This window comes from Streptomyces sp. NPDC005202 (assembly GCF_040608235.1).
Lineage (GTDB): Bacteria > Actinomycetota > Actinomycetes > Streptomycetales > Streptomycetaceae > Streptomyces.
Map to the genome: position 1 here is coordinate 127,195 of NZ_JBEXHW010000010.1, position 18,008 is coordinate 145,202.

General features: G+C 72.1%; 16 protein-coding genes. 9 read left to right on the forward strand and 7 right to left on the reverse strand.

Going from position 1 to position 18,008, the window contains the following annotated elements; all coding sequences use genetic code 11:
* The first annotated feature begins 296 nt into the window (after positions 1-296).
* Together ABZV31_RS17780 and ABZV31_RS17785 are read left to right on the forward strand one after the other, a co-directional pair.
* Positions 297-1,247 carry an alpha/beta fold hydrolase gene (locus ABZV31_RS17780; RefSeq protein ID WP_355894603.1) on the forward strand — a complete coding sequence of 317 codons (951 nt, stop codon included), beginning with the start codon at positions 297-299 and terminating at the stop codon, positions 1,245-1,247.
* A 293-nt stretch (positions 1,248-1,540) separates the two neighbouring features.
* Entirely contained in the window at positions 1,541-1,693 is a 153-nt protein-coding gene (locus ABZV31_RS17785; RefSeq protein WP_355894412.1) for a class I SAM-dependent methyltransferase, read from the forward strand.
* Between the two features lie 43 nt (positions 1,694-1,736).
* Here ABZV31_RS17785 and ABZV31_RS17790 read toward each other — a convergent pair whose 3' ends face one another.
* The 3 genes from ABZV31_RS17790 to ABZV31_RS17800 all read right to left on the reverse strand — a co-directional run bounded on the left by ABZV31_RS17790 (position 1,737) and on the right by ABZV31_RS17800 (position 4,961).
* Complete coding sequence (locus ABZV31_RS17790; RefSeq protein ID WP_355894414.1) at positions 1,737-3,341, reverse strand: transporter; 1,605 nt, start codon at positions 3,339-3,341, stop codon at positions 1,737-1,739.
* 23 nt (positions 3,342-3,364) lie between these two features.
* On the reverse strand, positions 3,365-4,156 hold the full coding sequence (locus tag ABZV31_RS17795; protein WP_355894417.1) for an ABC transporter ATP-binding protein: 792 nt from the start codon (positions 4,154-4,156) through the stop codon (positions 3,365-3,367).
* A 139-nt stretch (positions 4,157-4,295) separates the two neighbouring features.
* Positions 4,296-4,961 (reverse strand): bifunctional DNA primase/polymerase, encoded by a 666-nt coding sequence (locus ABZV31_RS17800; protein ID WP_355894419.1) that lies wholly within the window; start codon positions 4,959-4,961, stop codon positions 4,296-4,298.
* Positions 4,962-5,276: 315 nt separating this feature from the next.
* On the opposite strand from ABZV31_RS17800, the gene ABZV31_RS17805 reads away from it, so the two are divergent.
* Both ABZV31_RS17805 and ABZV31_RS17810 read left to right on the forward strand, forming a co-directional pair.
* Positions 5,277-6,662, forward strand: coding sequence for a transcriptional regulator (locus ABZV31_RS17805; RefSeq protein ID WP_355894421.1), 1,386 nt, complete (start codon positions 5,277-5,279; stop codon positions 6,660-6,662).
* Between the two features lie 201 nt (positions 6,663-6,863).
* Positions 6,864-8,501 (forward strand): hypothetical protein, encoded by a 1,638-nt coding sequence (locus tag ABZV31_RS17810; RefSeq protein WP_355894423.1) that lies wholly within the window; start codon positions 6,864-6,866, stop codon positions 8,499-8,501.
* Positions 8,502-8,537: 36 nt separating this feature from the next.
* Here ABZV31_RS17810 and ABZV31_RS17815 read toward each other — a convergent pair whose 3' ends face one another.
* Complete coding sequence (locus ABZV31_RS17815) at positions 8,538-9,845, reverse strand: ABC transporter substrate-binding protein (RefSeq protein ID WP_355894426.1); 1,308 nt, start codon at positions 9,843-9,845, stop codon at positions 8,538-8,540.
* Between the two features lie 117 nt (positions 9,846-9,962).
* Between ABZV31_RS17815 and ABZV31_RS17820 the strand changes: the two genes are divergently transcribed.
* Complete coding sequence (locus ABZV31_RS17820) at positions 9,963-10,463, forward strand: hypothetical protein (RefSeq protein ID WP_355894429.1); 501 nt, start codon at positions 9,963-9,965, stop codon at positions 10,461-10,463.
* A gap of 69 nt (positions 10,464-10,532) precedes the next feature.
* Positions 10,533-11,414 (forward strand): formyltetrahydrofolate deformylase, encoded by an 882-nt coding sequence (gene purU, locus ABZV31_RS17825; protein WP_355894432.1) that lies wholly within the window; start codon positions 10,533-10,535, stop codon positions 11,412-11,414.
* A gap of 80 nt (positions 11,415-11,494) precedes the next feature.
* Here purU and ABZV31_RS17830 read toward each other — a convergent pair whose 3' ends face one another.
* Entirely contained in the window at positions 11,495-12,718 is a 1,224-nt protein-coding gene (locus ABZV31_RS17830; protein ID WP_355894605.1) for a zf-HC2 domain-containing protein, read from the reverse strand.
* 368 nt (positions 12,719-13,086) lie between these two features.
* Positions 13,087-13,668: a sigma-70 family RNA polymerase sigma factor gene (locus ABZV31_RS17835; RefSeq protein WP_355894435.1), complete on the reverse strand. Its 582-nt coding sequence runs from the start codon at positions 13,666-13,668 to the stop codon at positions 13,087-13,089.
* A gap of 419 nt (positions 13,669-14,087) precedes the next feature.
* Between ABZV31_RS17835 and ABZV31_RS17840 the strand changes: the two genes are divergently transcribed.
* Both ABZV31_RS17840 and ABZV31_RS17845 read left to right on the forward strand, forming a co-directional pair.
* On the forward strand, positions 14,088-14,456 hold the full coding sequence (locus tag ABZV31_RS17840) for an STAS domain-containing protein (RefSeq protein ID WP_355894438.1): 369 nt from the start codon (positions 14,088-14,090) through the stop codon (positions 14,454-14,456).
* Between the two features lie 197 nt (positions 14,457-14,653).
* A complete protein-coding gene (locus ABZV31_RS17845; protein WP_355894608.1) occupies positions 14,654-15,166 on the forward strand; it encodes an EF-hand domain-containing protein in 513 nt (170 codons plus the stop codon).
* Here ABZV31_RS17845 and ABZV31_RS17850 read toward each other — a convergent pair.
* A complete protein-coding gene (locus ABZV31_RS17850) occupies positions 15,145-16,653 on the reverse strand; it encodes an AMP-binding protein (protein WP_355894443.1) in 1,509 nt (502 codons plus the stop codon). The two genes, ABZV31_RS17845 and ABZV31_RS17850, sit on opposite strands and share 22 nt — an antisense overlap.
* Positions 16,654-16,799: 146 nt before the next feature.
* Here ABZV31_RS17850 and ABZV31_RS17855 point away from each other — a divergent pair, with 146 nt between their 5' ends.
* Positions 16,800-18,005, forward strand: coding sequence for an amidohydrolase family protein (locus ABZV31_RS17855; RefSeq protein ID WP_355894446.1), 1,206 nt, complete (start codon positions 16,800-16,802; stop codon positions 18,003-18,005).
* The last annotated feature ends 3 nt before the right edge of the window (positions 18,006-18,008 follow it).

Sequence of the window (18,008 nt, forward strand, 5' to 3'; positions counted from 1 at the left end):
CCGAGCTCTCAGGGTCATCCCCCTCGGACCGGTTTTCCCCGAGCGGTCCGCCTCCCGTTGAAGATCTCCCCTCGGTGGCGGCGATCATTCCTCGCGGGGGGTCACTCGAAAGAGGGGTGTTGACGGGGAGACGGCGTTTTCGAATAGACATTCGATAGCCTGTGGGTGACGGGGCACGCGGGACATGCGCTACAGGAATGTGCAGCGGTACGACGGCAGGCAGGACGCGGTTCACAGGACCGGCCGGCTCGAGCGGGAGCGAGCGGTCCGAGCGGAGCTAGGGGGTGCCAGGACCAATGGCGCGGCGCATCGACGTGACCGGGGCAGGTGGCGTACGCCTTGCGGCCTGGGAGTTCGCTGATCCTCCGAAGACCGACCCGGCGAAGGCAGTACCGGAACAGGCGGGACCGGCCGCATCAGGACACGGCCGACCGGTCGTACCGGAGCAGGCCGAGCCGCCCGACGGCGAGATCGAGCGAACTCCCGGCGTGCTGTTACTGCACGGCCTCATGGGCCGCGCCTCGCACTGGGCCTCCACCGCCCGCTGGCTCTCCGAGCGGCACCGTGCCGTCGCCCTGGACCAGCGCGGCCACGGCCAGAGCGAGAAGCCCCCGCAGGCGGCCTACACCCGCGGAGCCTACGTCGAGGACGCCGAGGCCGCTGTGGAACAGCTCGGCCTCGCCCCGGCCGTCGTCGTCGGCCACGCCATGGGCGCGCTGACCGCCTGGCAGCTCGCCGCCAAACGCCCGGATCTGGTGCGCGGCCTGATCATCTGTGACATGCGGGCCTCCGCGCTCGGCGCCGCCTCGCAACGAGAGTGGGAGGACTGGTTCAAGGCCTGGCCCGTCCCCTTCGCCACCCTCGCCGACGTCCGCAAGTGGTTCGGCTGGGACGACCCCTGGGTGGAACGCCCGAACCCGGCCCGCGGCGAGTTCTACGCCGAGGTCATGCACGAGTGCCAGGACGGCTGGCGGCCCGTCTTCGAACCGGAGCAGATGCTCAAGTCCCGCGAGACCTGGGTGTACGACGCGCACTGGGAGGAGCTCACCCAGGTCCGGTGCCCCGCCCTCGTCGTCCGCGGCCTCGACGGCGGACTCGGCCGCGCCGAGGCCCAGGAGATGGTCCGCGTCCTGCCCCGCGGCGAGTACGCGGAGGTGGCCGAGGCAGGCCACCTCGTCCACTACGACCAGCCGGAGGCCTGGCGAGCGGCCATCGAACCCTTCCTGGACGCGGTGCTCACGGGCTGAGCGAGCGGCCGACGATCCCTTGAGCGCGGCGCGCCGCCCCGCCCCGGCATAAACGACTCAGCCCCGAAAAAACGACTCTGTCCCGAAAAAACGACTCAGCCTCGGCAAAAACGACTCAGCCCGGGCGGGCCGCCGTCATACGTCTGGCTGATGACGACGACGGCAGCGCAAGGGGCGTTCCTGAAGGCCTTCCACGCCGAGCACCCGGCGGTGACGGGGGACGCGTTCGGTGGTGGCCCGCCCACCACCGAACTCCGGACGGGCGGTAAAGCTACGAGATCCTGTGCGACCGGGTGGCCGGCAGCCGACGGGTCCTGGACCTCGGCTGCGGCGACGGCCTGAGGCTGGATCTGCTGGCCCGCACCGAGGGCCGACGACTCGCCGGAGTGGACCTGTCGGGCGAGTCGCCGGCCCTGGCCCGGCGCCGCCCGGCGCCGACGGAATGACGGGCGGACGGCCCGGCGCGACCAGGACCGAAGCCCCGGTCGCTCACCCCTTGCTCACCGCCGCCAGGATCTCCGGCAGCCGGGCCGCCGTGCGCGGGGCCGCGAGGCGGAGGCCGAGGAGGGTGAGTGCGGCGCCGTACACCGCGCCCGTCGGCAGCAGGAGCCAGTTCCACTCGTCGCCGGTCGCGCTGACGTTCGCCCAGATGGTGAGGGCGATGACGGGGGAGCACAGCAGGGCCGCCGCGACCATGCCGCCGAAGATGGAGATCCAGGCGAGGCCGGCCTGGCCGGGGACCACGTTCTTGTAGCCCGCCTGCGGGACCGAGTAGGGGAAGCGGGCCGATGTCCACGCGCCGGTCGCCAGCATCGCGCCGAGCAGCGCGAAGGACATGCCCAGCACTTCGGGCAGCCGGGGCCAGTCGCCGAGCAGTGCCGTCGTCACGACCGTCACGAGCGTGGCGTAGGGCAGGGTGATCACCAGCAGGGCCAGCGCCCGCCCGCGCAGCTCGACGTACGCGTCCCGCGGGGTGGAGATGGTCAGCGCGACCATCCAGAACGCGGACGTGTCCTGCCCGAACTGGTTGTACATCTGGATGCCGAGCATCCCGGCGGCGAAGCAGGCGAAGTAGGGCGAGCCGGTGCCCTGCAGCGCGTTGAACACCGGCACGATCAGGCCGATGGCCAGCGAGGTCACCCAGGCCGCCTTGGTCTTGGGGTCGCGCCACACGTAACGGAGGCTGCGTTCCATGACCGTGCCGGTGCGGCCGGCCGGCAGCAGCCGCGCCGGCCCCGTCGAGGTCCGCTCGCGCGCGGCGGGCTCGGCGGCCTGGAGCGTCGACGCGTCGGGGGAGGTCATCAGCCGGGTCAGGCTGCGTGCCCACAGCCCCAGCAGGGCCGCCAGGGCGACGGCGGACAGGGCCAGTTGGGCGGCCGCGACGCCGTACGACCCCTTGCTCGCCGAGTCCACCGCCCCGACCGCCGACGCGGGCGGCACCCACCGCAGCACGTCCGCCGGCGGGTCGAGCTGGGCCAGCCCCGACGAACCCAGACGCTGCAGACCGAAGTTGACCAGCTGCACCCCGATCGCGATGACCAGGCCGCTCAGCACCGCCAGGTCCCGCCCCTTGCGGCTGGTCAGCAGCCGGATGTTGGCGGCGGCCACGGCACGCGCCAGGGCCACGCAGACCAGCAGCGCGAGGACGAGGGCGACGACCGAGACGACGTACGCGGCCGTCCCGTGCGCCACGGAGATCACGCAGCCGACGAGCAGCAGGACTGTGAACAGCGGCCCGATACCGACCAGGGAGGCCACCAGCAGCGCCCGTACGAGGGGACGGGGCCGCAGCGGCAGCATCACCAGACGGGTCGGGTCGAGGGTCTCGTCACCGCTGGGGAAGAACAGCGGCATCACCGCCCAGCCCAGCGCCAGCACGGCCGTGCCCAGCACGGCGACGGAGGCGATGTGCGCATGGCCGCGCAGCGCGATCAGGCCGAGCAGTTGCAGCGCCGCGAACAGCAGGGCGAGGACGGCCGACGCGACGTATGCGGCCCGCCGCCCTCCCGACTGCCTCAGCCCGTTGCGCAGCAGCGACAGCTTCAGGCGTACGACGACGGGGGTGATCGAGGCCGATTCGGGCCCGGCGCTCATCGGGGTCGCTTCCGCACCGGCGCTCATCGGGACCCGCCGCCCAGCCAGTCGAGGTCGGAACCGGCGTCCCGGCCCTGCGCGCCGACGAGTTCGAGGAAGGCCCGCTGGAGGGTGGGGGCCTCGCCGCGCACCTCGGCGAGGGAGCCGTGGGCGCGGATGCGGCCCGCGGCCATGACGGCCACCCAGTCGCACAGCGACTCGACCAGCTCCATGACGTGCGAGGAGAACACGACGGTGGCGCCGGAGGCCGTGAACCGCTCGAGGACGCCCCGGATGGTCTGGGCGGACACCGGGTCGACGCCCTCGAAGGGCTCGTCAAGGAAGAGGATCTCGGGGTTGTGGAGGAGAGCGGCCGCGAGCCCGATCTTCTTGCGCATGCCGGTCGAGTAGTCGACGACGAGCTTGTGCTGGGCACCGGCCAGGTCGAGCACGTCGAGGAGCTGGGTCGCCCGCCGGTCCACCTCGGCACCGGGCAGACCGCGCAACCGCCCCGAGTAGGAGAGCAACTCCCGCCCCGACAGCCGCTCGAAGAGCCTGAGCCCCTCCGGCAGCACCCCGATCCGCGCCTTCACCGCCACCGGATCCCGCCACACGTCGTGTCCGACGACCTCGACGGATCCCTGATCGGGCCGCAGCAGCCCGGTCACCATGGAAAGCGTGGTGGTCTTGCCGGCCCCGTTGGGCCCGACCAGCCCGATGAACTTCCCCGCAGGCAGCTCCAGATCAATCCCGGCCACGGCGACCTGCTGCCCGAACCGCTTCCAGAGTCCTTGCACACGTACGGCGGCTGCACCCACCACTGCTCCCTCCGTCATATGAGAACCCTACGGGGGGAGGAACGCCGGTAAGCGGGGCGGGACCGTGCTGACGTGCGGCTCCGCCGCGTGGGTGCGAGCACCACGGACAAATCGCAGCCGCCGGCCACCACGGACCAGCCAGGACAGTGGGTGCCGACTACCGATCCCGCCCGCACGCATAGGCCAACGGCGAGATCAGCTCCTCCGCATCCGGCAGCCACCGATTCGCCGGCGTGGGCCGGCACGCCCACTGCACGGCCCCCCGCGACCCGTACCGCGTGGGCGGCGCGGCCACGTACGCCCCCTCGCCGAGCGCGACCAGGTCGAGAGACACCGGCGACCACCCCAGCTTCCGCACCAGATCCGGCACCTTCACCGAGGCCCCCGGCAGCACGAAGAACTGCATCCGCCGGTCCGGCGTCAGCGTCACCGGCCCCAGCGTCAGCTCCATCCGCTCCATGCGCGCCAACGCGAGGAACCCCGCGGTCTCGGGAACGTCGATCGCGTCGAACGTACGGCCGGTGGGCAGCAGGATCGACGCCGTCGGCTGCTTCAGCCACATCCGGCGTGCGGCGGTCGCACTGCCCGTCGCCAGGGTTGCCCAGTCCTCGCGCGCCGGGTGCGCGCCGGGTGCGGCGCACGCGGCGTCGCCGCAGGAGCAGCGCTGCACCCCGTCGACGGCTTCCAGCCAGGTGCCGGGGAACACGTCCCAGTGGCGCTCCTCGGCGTAGCGAACGGCGGTCTCCAGCAGCGATTCCCCGCGCTGCTTCGGAATCTGACCGGCAATCTGTGCGGCTTCAGTACCCGGGATCGTCTTTTCCACGCCCCACTCAACTCCCGCATCCACCTGGAGTTACGGGCGTAGCGCGCGCGGGGGAGGAGCATCGATTCCGCACCTGGGGCGCATGGAGGCATGGGTGGGGGCGCGCGGGAGGATCGACGGCGGGTAGTGGGTAGTCCCGTGTGGGGTGGCATCCGCTTTTACCCCGGCAATCCTCATATGCCTCGCATTTTCGGTATGTCGGCGGGGCATTGATCTTCACGGCCGGAATCTTTCGCCGGGACGCGACGGGCTCGGGCCGCAGAAGACACGTCAACTCGGTGCGTGGGCAGGCACCGCAGCCACAGGGGGTACGCCATGGCCGCAAGGCCTCTCGTCGCGCGGCAGCCGAACGAACGGTTGCAGGCGCTCATCCAGGAAGCGGGTTGCTCGAACGCAGGGCTCGCCCGCCGGGTCAACATGTGCGGCGCCGAGCACGGCCTCGACCTGCGGTACGACAAGACGTCCGTGGCCCGCTGGCTGCGCGGGCAGCAGCCACGCGGGCGCGCCCCGGCGATCATCGCCGAGGCGCTCGGCCGCAAGCTCGGCCGTACGGTCACGATCGACGAGATCGGCATGGCCAACGGCAAGAACCTCGCCTCCGGCGTCGGTCTCCAGTTCTCGCCGACGGTACTGGGGGCCATCGAGCAGGTCTGCGAGCTGTGGCGCAGCGACGTCGGGCGCCGGGACTTCCTGTCGGGCTCGTCCGTCGCCGCGTCCGCGCTGGTCGAGCCGAGTCGCGACTGGCTGATCTCCACGCCGGACGCGCAGGTGGCACGCTCGGCGGGGCCCCGGGTGGGGCAGTCCGACGTGGCGGCCGTGCGCGCGATGACGCAGGCGCTGGTGGACCTCGACCACCAGTACGGCAGCGGGCATGTGCGCCCGGTCGTCGTGCACTACCTCAACAGCGTGGTCTCCGGGCTGCTGGCGGGGTCCTACCGCGAGGGGGTGGGCCGTGAACTCTTCGCCGCCGTGGCGCGGTTGACCGAGCTCGCCGGGTACATGGCCGTCGACACCGGGCAGCCGGGCCTCGCCCAGCGGTACTACATCCAGGCGCTGCGGCTCGCCCAGGCGGCGGGCGACCGCGGATACGGCGGCTACGTCCTGGCCGCGTCCATGAGCCACCTCGCCGCGCAGCTCGGAAGCCCGCGCGAGATCGCGCAGTTGGCGCGGGCGGCGCAGGAGGGGGCGCGCGGGCACGTGACACCGCGCGCGGAGGCGATGTTCCACGCGGCCGAGGCACGCGGGCACGCGCTCATGGGTGACGCGCAGGCGGCCCAGCTGGCGTCCGGGCGGGCGGTGAGCGCGCTGGAGGCCGCCGACCCCGACTCCGGGGACGACCCGGCGTGGATCGCGCACTTCGACGAGGCTTACCTCGCCGACGAGTTGGCGCACTGCCACCGGGATCTGGGACAGGCGGAGGCGGCGGCGCGGCGCGCGGAGGAGTCGCTGGCCGGCCATCCCGAGTCGCGGGCGCGCCGGCGGGCGATCGGTTACGTGCTGCTCGCCACCGCGCAGGTGCAGCAGCGCGAGATCGAACAGGCCTGCAGTACGGGGCTGAAGGCCGTGGAGCTGCTGGAGTCGCTGCGGTCCAATCGGGGCGCCGAGTACCTGGAGGACTTCCAGCAGCGTCTGGACCCCTACCGGGACGAGCCGGTGGTACGGGAGTTCGGGGCGCGGCTGGAGGTGCAGGCGGCGGCGTGAACGCGGGCCCCTCCGTTGCGTGAACCTGTGGCAAACGGCCTTGGGTTGCGCGGGGGGAGGCATATACAGCGCACCGCGGGCCGGTTTTGTTACAGCGGTCACAGGGAAGGAGGTCACGTCCTGTGCTGCGTGGCACGGGGCTCCGGGGACCCGGTAGCGTGAGCCGACGATTCCGAAGGTCCCCCATTCGTAGGAGTCCCGGTGACGCAGAGTGGACAGGGCGAGGAGCCCTCGGCGCGCCCCGCGCGCGAAGGCATCGTGCTGCCCTCAGACGGTGGTGAGCCCCTGCTGCCGGGCATGACGGGCGGACCGGGCGGTCGGCCGCCCGCGCAGCCGACCGGCCAGGTCCCGGCCTCGAGCCCGGCCGGCGGCCAGGCCTGGGGCCAGCCGTGGGGTCCCGACCAGTACCAGACCCCGCCCCCGCCGCCCGGTCAGGGCTGGCAGGCGCCGCCCGCCCAGCCCTGGGGCTCTCCCGAGCCGTACCAGTCGCAGGCACCGGCTCCGTGGGGCACGCAGGAGCAGGGCACCCCGCAACCCCCGTCCGGAACCCCGCAGCCCGGCGCCGGCCCCCTGCCCCCCGAAGGCGCCCCGGCTGCGGCCCACGGCACGCAGAGCCACGCGGCCCAGCCGCTGCCCCCGGCGAACGGCCACCCGGCGGCCCCGCTGCCCCCGGCCGGCGCCGACCCGTACGGCTCTCCGGCCGGGCAGGCCGGCCTGCCCGCCTCCGCCGGCCACGGCACCTCACCCACGCCCGGCGCCTCGCACCCGCAGGGCGGGCCCGGCGCCCTGCTGCCGCCCGCCGACGAGGGCGCGACCCAGTACCTGCCGCCCGTCGCGGCCGCATCGGCGGACGAAGGGGCGACGCAGTACATCCCGCCGGTGACGCCGGGGGCGCTGCCGCCCGAGGCGTCGGGCGACCAGGCGACCCGGTTCCTGGGCCGTGTGCCGCAGGGCGGGCCCGGCGGCAATCCCGATGCCGAGGCCACGCAATACCTCGCGCCCGTGGACGCGCAGGCCGCCGGGGCGCCGCCGTACGGCGGACGGCAGACGCCCGCCGAGTTCGAGAACCTCTTCCGCAGCGAGCCGGGCGGCGAGGCCCCGGCTGCGGCCACGCAACAGCTGCCCCGCTTCCAGCAGCCGCAGGCCGCCGCCCGGCCCGGCTACGCCCCGCCCGGCGGTCAGGACGGCGACGGCGGCCGGGGCAAGCGCACCGGCTCGCGCCTGCCGCTGATCGCCGCGGTCGGCGTCGGCATCGCCGTGCTCGGCGTGGGCGCCGGCGCGCTGCTCAGCGGCGGCGGTGGCGACAGCCAGAGCAGCGACAAGAACAAGACTGTCTCCGCCACCGCTCCCGCCACCGACGGCTCCGCCTCCGCGCCCGCCGACCCGGTCCGGCAGCAGGCGGTCGAGCTGGACAAGCTGCTCGCCGACAGCGGCAGCAGTCGCGCCTCCGTGATCAAGGCGGTGGCCGACGTCAAGCGCTGCGACAACCTCGGCCAGGCAGCCTCCGACCTGCGCGACGCGGCCAAGCAGCGGGGCGAGCTGGTGACCCGCCTGGCACAGCTGTCCGTCGACAAGCTGCCGAACCACGCCGAGCTGACCACCGCCCTCACCAGCGCCTGGAAGGCGTCCGCGTCGGCCGACAACCACTACGCGGCGTGGGCCGACCAGGTCGGCGGCAAGAAGGGCTGCAAGAAGGGTCATGCCCGCACCACCGGTCAGACCCAGGAAGGCAACCGCGCGAGCGGCGTCGCCAGCGCCCAGAAGGTCAAGGCCGCGCAGCTGTGGAACGCGATCGCGAAGACGTACGGCCTCACCCAGCGCCAGCCGACCCAGCTGTGACCGGCCCCGGAGGACGCGGACGCCGGACGCCCGACGCTAGTCGACGTCTGCGTCCTCCAGCGTCTTCGTCACGTCCACGAAGCCCTTCGTGGCCGACACCAGCTGGCCCTGCCGTACGACCTGGAGGGTCACGTCGGCGTTGACCAGGCGGGCGAAGCCGACGGAGGCGAGCAGGTCCTGGAAGCGCCACTGCAGTGGCGGGGTCAGGCCGCCCGTGTCGACCCTGAGCCCGTCGTCGAGGGTGCGCCGTACGGTGTCGGCGCTCACCTCCCCGCCGCCGATCTTCTCCAGGACGGCCTTCAGCACCGTGTAGGCGATCCACGTGGTCTGCACTCCGGGGTCCGCGGGGTCGATGCGGTTGTCGCCGAAGGCCTCCTCGTTGATCACCTTCTTCATCTCGTCCCAGCGCGGGTCGCTCGCCACCGGGTACCAGCCGGTGATGTATGACCCCTCGTACGGCCCCGACTGCCCGCCGCCGGCGTCGATCACCGTCTGGTCGACGCTGCCGAGTACGGCGGCGGTCCGCACCGCCGGGTAGTTCTCGCGGTCGCGGCGGAAGGAGTCCATGAAGATGGTCGTGCGCTCCCCGAGGGCGGGTATCACGCAGCCCTTCTGCGCCGGCTGGGCGGTCGCCTGCCGCAGCGCCCGGTCCGACTGGCGCGAGTACTCGGTGGCGTCCTCGGCCGCCCGCTGGTCGTGCGCGGGCGCGTGGCCACCGGCCTTCAGACCGGCGTTCAGCAGGCCGGGCAGTTCGTCGCCGGCGATGGTGTCGGGACGGACGAGCGCGACGGGACCGCAGTTCGAGGCGAGTTCCTTGCCGAGGCCGGCCAGGAGGGCGGGCTGGCCGCCGTTGACGGGGTAGGACAGGGCCCGGGTGAACTCGGCGGTGGTGACGCCGTAGCCGCCGATGTACGGGATGCCCGCCCCTTCCAGTGGGGGGAAGAAGGAGTCGCTGTACTGGCTGTAGGAGCCGACGACGGCGACCACGTTCTCCTTGACGGCGCGCCGGGCGCACTTCGCGGCGGCCACGCTGTCGTTGCTTTCGTTGCAGGTCAGGACGTTGAGCTTGCGGCCGTCGATGCCGCCGTGGGCGTTGATCCAGCGGGCGTACGCCTTCGCCATGGCGGGCATGCCGGGCTTGTTGGTCGCCCTCGTGTTCTCCGGCGCCCAGGTCATCACGGTGACGGTGTCGTCCCCGGAGCCCGTGGCGCCGGGGATGACACCGCATCCGGCGGCGAGTGACGCACACGCCATCAGAGCGCCCGCGGCCAGGGCGGTCCTTCTTCTGACGGGCCGGGTGAAGGGGGGAAGGAATGTGCTGCGCGTGCGTCGCCTGCCGGTCATGCACACGCACGATTCCGCCACATTGCTAACCCAGGAGTGACCCATGGTCAACGAAAGGTGACGTAAAGGTGAATTAGAGGGGCCGGTGAGGCTACTGGGACGGAGAACGTACGATCGGTGACCGTGCAAGGTTCGGAGAACTCTTCCCGTCGCGGCCGTCGCTCATCCACCATGGGCGGCATGCCACTGAATGACATGCCGTGGTGGCGCTGGCGCAGCAATGTGCGCTCCGCGCTGCACATGCTCTCCGATCCGGTGTTCCAGCGGGACGTCTGGCTGGCCGGCGTGGACGGGTACGGCGACGTCACCGACGCCGTCTACCGCCTCGTCGAGGACACCTGGCTGGACAACTGGTCCGCCGAGAAGTACGTCGGCACGATCTTCCGGGACTCCCAGGAGGCGGCGCTCGTCGACACGGCGGTCCTGCGGGTGCTGCGGATCATGCACCAGGTGGGGCCGGACGCGCCGGTGGCCGCATACCTCGAACACCACGGCTGGCCGGAGGCGGTACGGGCGGCGCGCGACGCGCACGTCCGGATGGCGGTGAGCGACGGGGAGGACCCGGACGCGCCGCCGCGCAGCCTCGAGGTGCTGCGGATACTCACGCGGTCCGCGTAGCCCGGGGCGCCGGTCCGCGTTGCGGACGGCCCTCCGCGGGACGGCGGCGGACATGAGACCCTGTCCTGCATGAACGAGCAGTCCACCCGAGCCGCGGCCAAGGCCGAACAGTACGTCCTCACCATCGCGTGCCCCGACAAGCAGGGCATCGTGCACGCGGTGTCGAGCTACTTGTTCATGACCGGCTGCAACATCGAGGACAGCCAGCAGTTCGGCGACCACGACACGGGACTGTTCTTCATGCGCGTCCACTTCTCGGCGGAGGCGCCGGTGACGGTGGACAAGCTGCGCGCCAGCTTCGCGGCGATCGGTGACTCCTTCCACATGGACTGGCAGATCCACCGGGCCGACGAGAAGATGCGCATCGTGCTGATGGTCAGCAAGTTCGGGCACTGCCTGAACGACCTGCTCTTCCGCGCCCGGATCGGGGCACTGCCGGTGGAGATCGCGGCAGTGGTGTCCAACCACACGGACTTCGCCGAGCTGGTGGCGTCGTACGACATTCCCTTCCACCACATCCCGGTGACCAAGGACACCAAGCCCGAGGCCGAGGCGCGGCTGCTGGAGATCGTGCGCGAGGAGAACGTCGAACTGGTCGTCCTCGCCCGCTACATGCAGGTGCTGTCGGACGACCTGTGCAAGCAGCTCAGCGGCCGGATCATCAACATCCACCACTCCTTCCTGCCGAGCTTCAAGGGCGCGAAGCCGTACCACCAGGCCCATGCGCGGGGCGTGAAGCTGATCGGCGCGACGGCTCACTACGTGACCGCCGACCTCGACGAGGGGCCGATCATCGAGCAGGAGGTCGAGCGCGTCAGCCACAACGTCACGCCGGACCAGCTGGTCGCGATCGGACGGGACGTGGAGTGCCAGGCGCTGGCACGGGCGGTGAAGTGGCACGCGGAGCGCCGGATTCTGCTCAACGGGCGGCGGACGGTCGTTTTCGCGTAGGCGTGTCCGCGCGGCAGCGGGCAGTCGTGCCTCTCCCAGTGCCCTGACGGCCCGGGGACAATCCGACGAGCGACGGCAACCTACATCCGGCTCAACGACGCCGCCGCATACAGCACGTCCTTGATCGCGTCCCGGTCGCCCACCTGCCCCGCGGCGGCGTCCCGCGGCGAGACATGACCCGCGGCCAACCGGCAGAACTCCACCCCGTCCAGCGCCACGTGGGCGACCTCGTGCTCCGCGGAGCCCACCGCGCCGGGTGAGTCCAGCGGGATGAGCCACTCGCCCCCGCCCAGCCCCTCGATCTCCAGCCGCAGGCTCCGCCCGGGCTCGCCCGCCGGGACGAGGTGCCGGGTCCGGCCGGGCGAGGCGAGTCCGGCCCGCCGCCGTGCGGCCAGCGCGGACGGCAGCATCCGGGCCGCGAGGTCGATCATCCCGTGCAGATGCCGTGGGGCCGGCGGCTCGTACGGGTAGTCCACCGCCTCGGCGATGTCCTCCGCGTGCACCCAGCACTCGAAGGCCCGGTCGAGCATCGCGTCGTGCAGCGGCAGCTCGAAGTCGCCGTACGGCACCCCCAGCTTCCCGGAGGTACCGCCGGTGAAGGACACCGTCCGCACGATGGCGTGCGTCTGCTCCCGCCACGGCGGCCGGACGGACCGGGTGGGCGGGAAGTGGGAGGCCCGCCAGTACGCCTCGGTGCGCGCCGCCGGGGTCGGCCCGTCGGCGGTGACGTCGCCCAGCGGATCGTCGAGCCCGCGCGCGACCGCGACCAGTCCGTCGACGCTCAGCAGGTGGGCGATCACCCCGGCGACGGTCGTACGACGGCTCGCCGTGTCGTCGCCCGCGAACCACCGCAGCCGCACCGGCGCGTGCCACTCGGCGTCCCCTATGTCCTGAAGCAGCGCGTCGAGGCGCGCGGTCTCGGCGTCGTAGGGAGCCGCCCACTCGGGCACCGGGATGCGCGGCGGCCGACGTTCGAGGCAGCTCTCCAGCACGCGGGTGCGCAGGCCCGGATCCAGGTCGAGGCTCTCGGGCGGGTGCAGCAGACCGACCGCCTCCCGCAGCCGCAGCGCCTCCTCCGCGCAGCCGCCGCACTCGCCGAGGTGCTCCTCGACGGCCGCCGTCTCCTCCGGCGAGCAGGCGGCCAGTGCCCACGCGCCGAGGAGCGACTTCAGGACGTGGTGCTCCAGCATCAGCGGCGCGGGCCGTCCTGCCTGCGGCGCCGGCTGATCGTCCGGCTTCTCCAGGTCCGCCAGCCGGGGCAGCGGCCGTCCGCTGCCCTCGACGGAGGCGCGGGGCATTGGTATGCGGGGCGGCCGGCCCGGGTCGTGGCCGCCACGGCCCTGCGGACCGTGGGGTCCGTGAGGTCCCTCGGGGCCGTTGGGGCCGTTGGGGCCGTGGGGTCCGTGGGGACTGTCGGGACCGGCCGATCCGGCCGGGCGCGATGCTCCGGAGTCCCCGGCGGTGTCGCCATGGCCGCCGTGTTCCCACGCCCGCTCGTCCTCGGCTCGCTTGGCGTCCTCGTCCCCGCCCTGCCCGTCGTCCCCTTCGTGCTCGCCGTACCCTTCGTGCTCGCCGTACCCTTCGTGCTCGCCGTACCCCTCGTACCCGTCGTTCTCCTCGTGACCTTCCCGGCCGCCGTGCTCGTCGTACGCCGCGAACCGGCCCGCTCCGCTCACGCCGCACCCCCGTATTCGGGCGGCGCCCCGGGGGCTCCGGCGTCGTGGGCGGTGGACAGCAACTGGAGGCCGAGGCGGAGCCGGCGGCGGGCCTCGTCCTCGGTGACGCCGAGGTCGGCGGCGGTCTGGCGGTAGTCGCGGCGCTGGAAGTAGGCCAGTTCCAGGGCGGCGCGCAGCGGGGCGGGCATCGAGTGGACGATGTAGTCGGCGCGGGCGGCGACCGAGGCGCGGCGCACCCTGCCCTCCAGCTCCTCGGCGGAGCCCGGGCCGCCGCGGGCCAGTGCGGCGGTCTCGGTGGTGCGCAGCCGCTGCACGGCGAGCCGGTGGGTCAGCCCCGCGACCCAGGAGCGCAGGGGGCCCTGCTTGGGGTCGTAGGCGTCGGGGTGCTCCCAGACGTGGGCGAAGACCTCGCGGGTGACGCCGTCGGCGGCCCGCTCGTCTCCGAGCACGCGGTGGGCGAGGCCGTGCACGAGTGACGCGAAGCGGTCGTAGAACTCACCGAGGGCGGCCGCCTCTCCGCGTGCGAGCCGCTGTTGCATCTTGCGGTCCCAGCGGGGCGGTGCGTCCTTCTTCGCCATACGGCCCCCTCTACGCGCGGTCGTGCCGTGCTTGTGTCCCGGTCCGTCCCTGTGTCCAGCGTGAATCCATGGTCTCCTCGAATGTAGTCGGCACGTCTGACAGCGCACGCCCCTTTGTGGCAATGTGCGCCCCTGACGAGCCGCAGGTGGTAGTGGGCGCATGTGGCGATGTGCCGCGTGCTGGACGGCTTGTGCCGTCCGTCCCGCCTACCCGTTCACTCGCTGATCCAGTTCACTTTCTGATCCGGATCGATCGAACACGACCGAAGGTGACTGAAACAAGCCCCTGGTTGATCGGTCTCGGTTTGTCGTGCGGTGTTTCAGGGAACGGCCGCTGGGCAGCCGCGCGGAAAGAAGCGTAGGAACTGCTTCCGTTTCCGGGCGGTTCCGGGGAAGATCCGGCGAGCGGAGGGCAGGCCGTGGCGTTCAAGGTGACCGGCGACGAACAGGGCGAGTGGAACGTGCTCCGGGTCTCGGGCGAACTGGATCTGGTGACCTCGCCGGTGCTGCGGCAGCAGGTGCACGAGGCGGTGGCCCAGGGCCGTCACCACCTCGTCCTCGACCTCTCCGAGGTCTTCTTCTGCGACTCCAGCGGCGTCGGCGTCCTCATCGCCGCCCGGCGCCTCATCCGCTCCTGCCAGGGGCACTTGCGCCTGATCCTCCCGGCCCGCGGCGCCGTCGACGGCTCCCACGTCAACCGTGTCCTTGGCGCCCTCGGCGTCCGCCGCCTGTTCGATGTCTATCCGGATCTCGCGGCGGCGGTGGACGAGGAGCCGCTGTCCGCGTGAGCCGTTCGCCGGCCGGGCTGCCCGGCGTTGACGGGCCGACCCGTGGCCGGTGTCAGACCGCACCCTGCCCGTGCCACACCGTTGTCCCGGAATTTCCCCGGTCTTGGCACAACCGTCGTTTTCCCGTCCGTGGACGGCCCTCGGCGTCGTACGCTCCCTGCCAGATGCACCCCACACGTAAGGCGGCCCGAGAAGAGATGGTCAGCAGCGAGTACGAGCGCAGGATCGCGGCCCGGTTCGGCACCTTCGACCAGGACGGCAACGGCTACATCGACCGCGAGGACTTCAACGTGGCGGCCAAGTCGCTGCTCGCGGAGTTCGGTACGGCCGCCCGGTCCGACAAGGGACAGGCCCTGTACGCCGGCGCCGAGGCCTTCTGGCAGGGCATGGCTGGGATCGCGGACCGGGACGGCGACCAGCGCATCACCCGGGAGGAGTTCGTCACCGGCGCGGTCAAGCGCCTGCGCGCCAACCCCGACCGGTTCGCCGAGATCGCCCGCCCCTTCCTGCACGCAGCCCTGGTGGTCGCGGACGCCGACGGCGACGGGGCCGTCACCGTCGCGGACACCGTGCGCGTGCTCAGGGTCCTCGGCGTACCGGAGGGCGTCGCCGAGGCGGTTGCCGCCGGGATCGACGCCGACGGGGACGGCAAGGTGGGGGAGGCGGAGATCGTGCCCGCGTTCGCCCGCTACTTCACCGTGCCCGAGTAGCGTTCGCGCAGCTTGTACTTGAGTACCTTCCGCAGCGTCTCGCCCCGCGGAAGGGCGTCCACCACTTCCAGCTGCTCCGGCAGCTTGTGCACCGACAGCCCTTCCGCGCGCAGATACGAGGTGACCGCCGCCAGCGTCAACTCCTGTGCCCCCGACGGCTGTTCCACCACCGCGCACACCCGCTCCCCGCGCTCCGGATCCGGCAGCCCGATCACGGCGACGTCCCCGACCGCCGGGTGCCGGTGCAGCAGGTCCTCGATCTCCTTCGCGGAGATGTTCTCGCCCTTGCGGATGATGACGTCCTTGCGGCGGCCGGTGAGCACCAGGTGCCCGGTGCCGGTCAGACACCCGAGGTCGCCGGTGCGCAGGAACCCGTCCTCGTCGAAGGCCTCCGCCGTCTGCCCCGGGTCCAGATACCCCTTGCAGACGGCCTCCCCGCGCAGCCGCACCTCCCCCTCCACGATCCGTATCTCCATCCCCTCCGGCGGCCGCCCCTCCGTCGTCGCCAGGTTCTCCTCCGTGTCGTCGGGCGCCCTCATGGTGATCATCGGCACCTCGGTCATGCCGTAGCCGTGGGTGAGCTGCACCCCCATCTCTCGCACGACGGCGTGGTGGACCTCCGGCGGCTTGGGCGCCCCGCCGCCCGCCAGCAGCCGCAGCGTCGGGATGAGCCTCGCCCCCGGCTGCTTGCGCTGCTCGGCGAGGAACATCGAGTAGAACGCGGTCGACCCGCCGGCGATCGTCACCCCGTGCCTGCGGTAGCCCTCCAGGGCTCCGGGCAGCGCGAACTGCTCGAACAGCACCGCCGGGAAGCCGTAGAGCAGCAGCATCACCGCGTAGTCGGGCCCGCCGATGTGCGCGTACGGGAAGGCGATCGAGCCCACGTCGCCGGCCGTCGGACGCAGCGCGTGCGCGAGGCACGCCCCGCCCGCGATCAGCGAACGGTCCGTGTGCAGCACGCCTTTGGGGTCGGAGGTCGGCCCCGAGGTCCAGTAGATCCAGCGGACGGAGGTGCCCTCGGCGGGCGGGGGAGGCAGGACGTCCGGGTCGCCGTCCGGAAGACCGTCGTACGCCTCGAAGATCCCCTTCGCGCCCAGCCGCCGTGCCATCGCCGTGTGGTCGAAGCCGCGCCACCGACCGGGCACGGCGAAGTACTCGGCCCGCGCCTGACGCAGCGCGAAGCCCACCTCGCGGTCCCGGTAGAAGGGGATGACCGGGGTCTGTACGGCGCCCAGGCGGGCCAGCGCGAACGACAGCAGCGCCGTCTCGATCCGGGTGGGCAGCTGCCAGGCGACGACCGTGCCGGGGCGTACGCCCAGGCCGTACAGTCCGGCCGCCACCCGCTCGGCGCGGTCGTGCAGCTCGCCGAAGGTCAGCGCTCGGTCGTCCTGGAGGAAGACGCGACGGCCGGGGGTGAGCTCGGCGCGGCGCCGCACCAGCTCCCAGAGCGTCGGTGCGGAACCCAGGGCGTGTGCGGTGTCGTTCACGGCGGCCCCCAGTAACTGACGGACGGTCAGATTGTGCGCAGAGCGTAGGGCTCATCGCCTTGTCGGTCCAGGGGCACGGGGCTAGCCTGCTTGTGAACTGAATCTGACGACCCATCAGATATTCAGCAGTCCGGCGGAGGGGACCCATGACGACGAGTGCGACGGAACTGCCCCGCATCATCAGCGTCGACGACCACGTGATCGAGCCCGCGCACCTCTTCGAGACCTGGCTGCCGAAGAAGTACCGCGACCGCGGTCCGAAGCCGCTCACCGCGGGCATCGGCGAACTCGCCCACGTCGGCGGCAAGTACCGGATCACGATGGACCCGGACGGCCCGCCCACCGACTGGTGGATCTACGAGGACCTGAAGTTCCCGTACAAGCGCAACATCGCCGCCGTCGGCTTCGACCGCGACGAGATGACCCTGGAGGGCATCACCCGCGAGGAGATGCTGCGCGGCTGCTGGGACCCGGCCGAGCGGCTGAAGGACATGGACCTCAACCACGTCGAGGCCTCCCTGTGCTTCCCGACCTTCCCGCGCTTCTGCGGCCAGACCTTCGCCGAGGCGCACGACAAGGAGGTCGCGCTGGCCTGCGTGCGCGCCTACAACGACTGGATGGTCGAGGAGTGGTGCGGCGACAGCGGCGGCAGGCTCATCCCGCTGTGCCTGATCCCGCTGTGGGACGTCGGGCTCGCGGTCGAGGAGATCAGGCGGAACGCGGCCCGCGGGGTGCGGGCGGTGACCTTCTCGGAGATCCCGACCTACCTGGGCCTGCCGTCCATCCACTCTGGCCACTGGGACCCCTTCTTCGCGGTCTGCCAGGAGACCGGCACGGTCGTCAACATGCACATCGGCTCGTCGTCGCAGATGCCGGCCGCCTCCCCGGACGCCCCGCCCGCCGTCCAGGCCTCGCTGTCCTTCAACAACGCCATGGCCTCGATGATGGACTTCCTCTTCAGCGGGGTGCTGGTGAAGTTCCCGCGGCTCGAACTCGCCTACTCCGAGGGCCAGATGGGCTGGATCCCGTATGCCCTGGAGCGCGCCGACGACGTCTGGCAGGAGCACCGCGCCTGGGGCGGCGTCCGCGATCTGATCCCTCAGCCGCCGTCGACGTACTACTACCGCCAGATCTTCTGCTGCTTCTTCCGTGACAAGCACGGCGTCGCCTCGCTGGACGTCGTCGGCCGCGACAACGCCACCTTCGAGACCGACTACCCGCACGTCGACTCGACCTTCCCGCACACCAAGGAAATCGCCCTCGACCATGTGAAGGGCCTCGACGACGAGACGGTCTACAAGCTGATGCGGGGCAACGCGATCCGCATGCTGGACCTGGACTTCGACAAGTAGCCC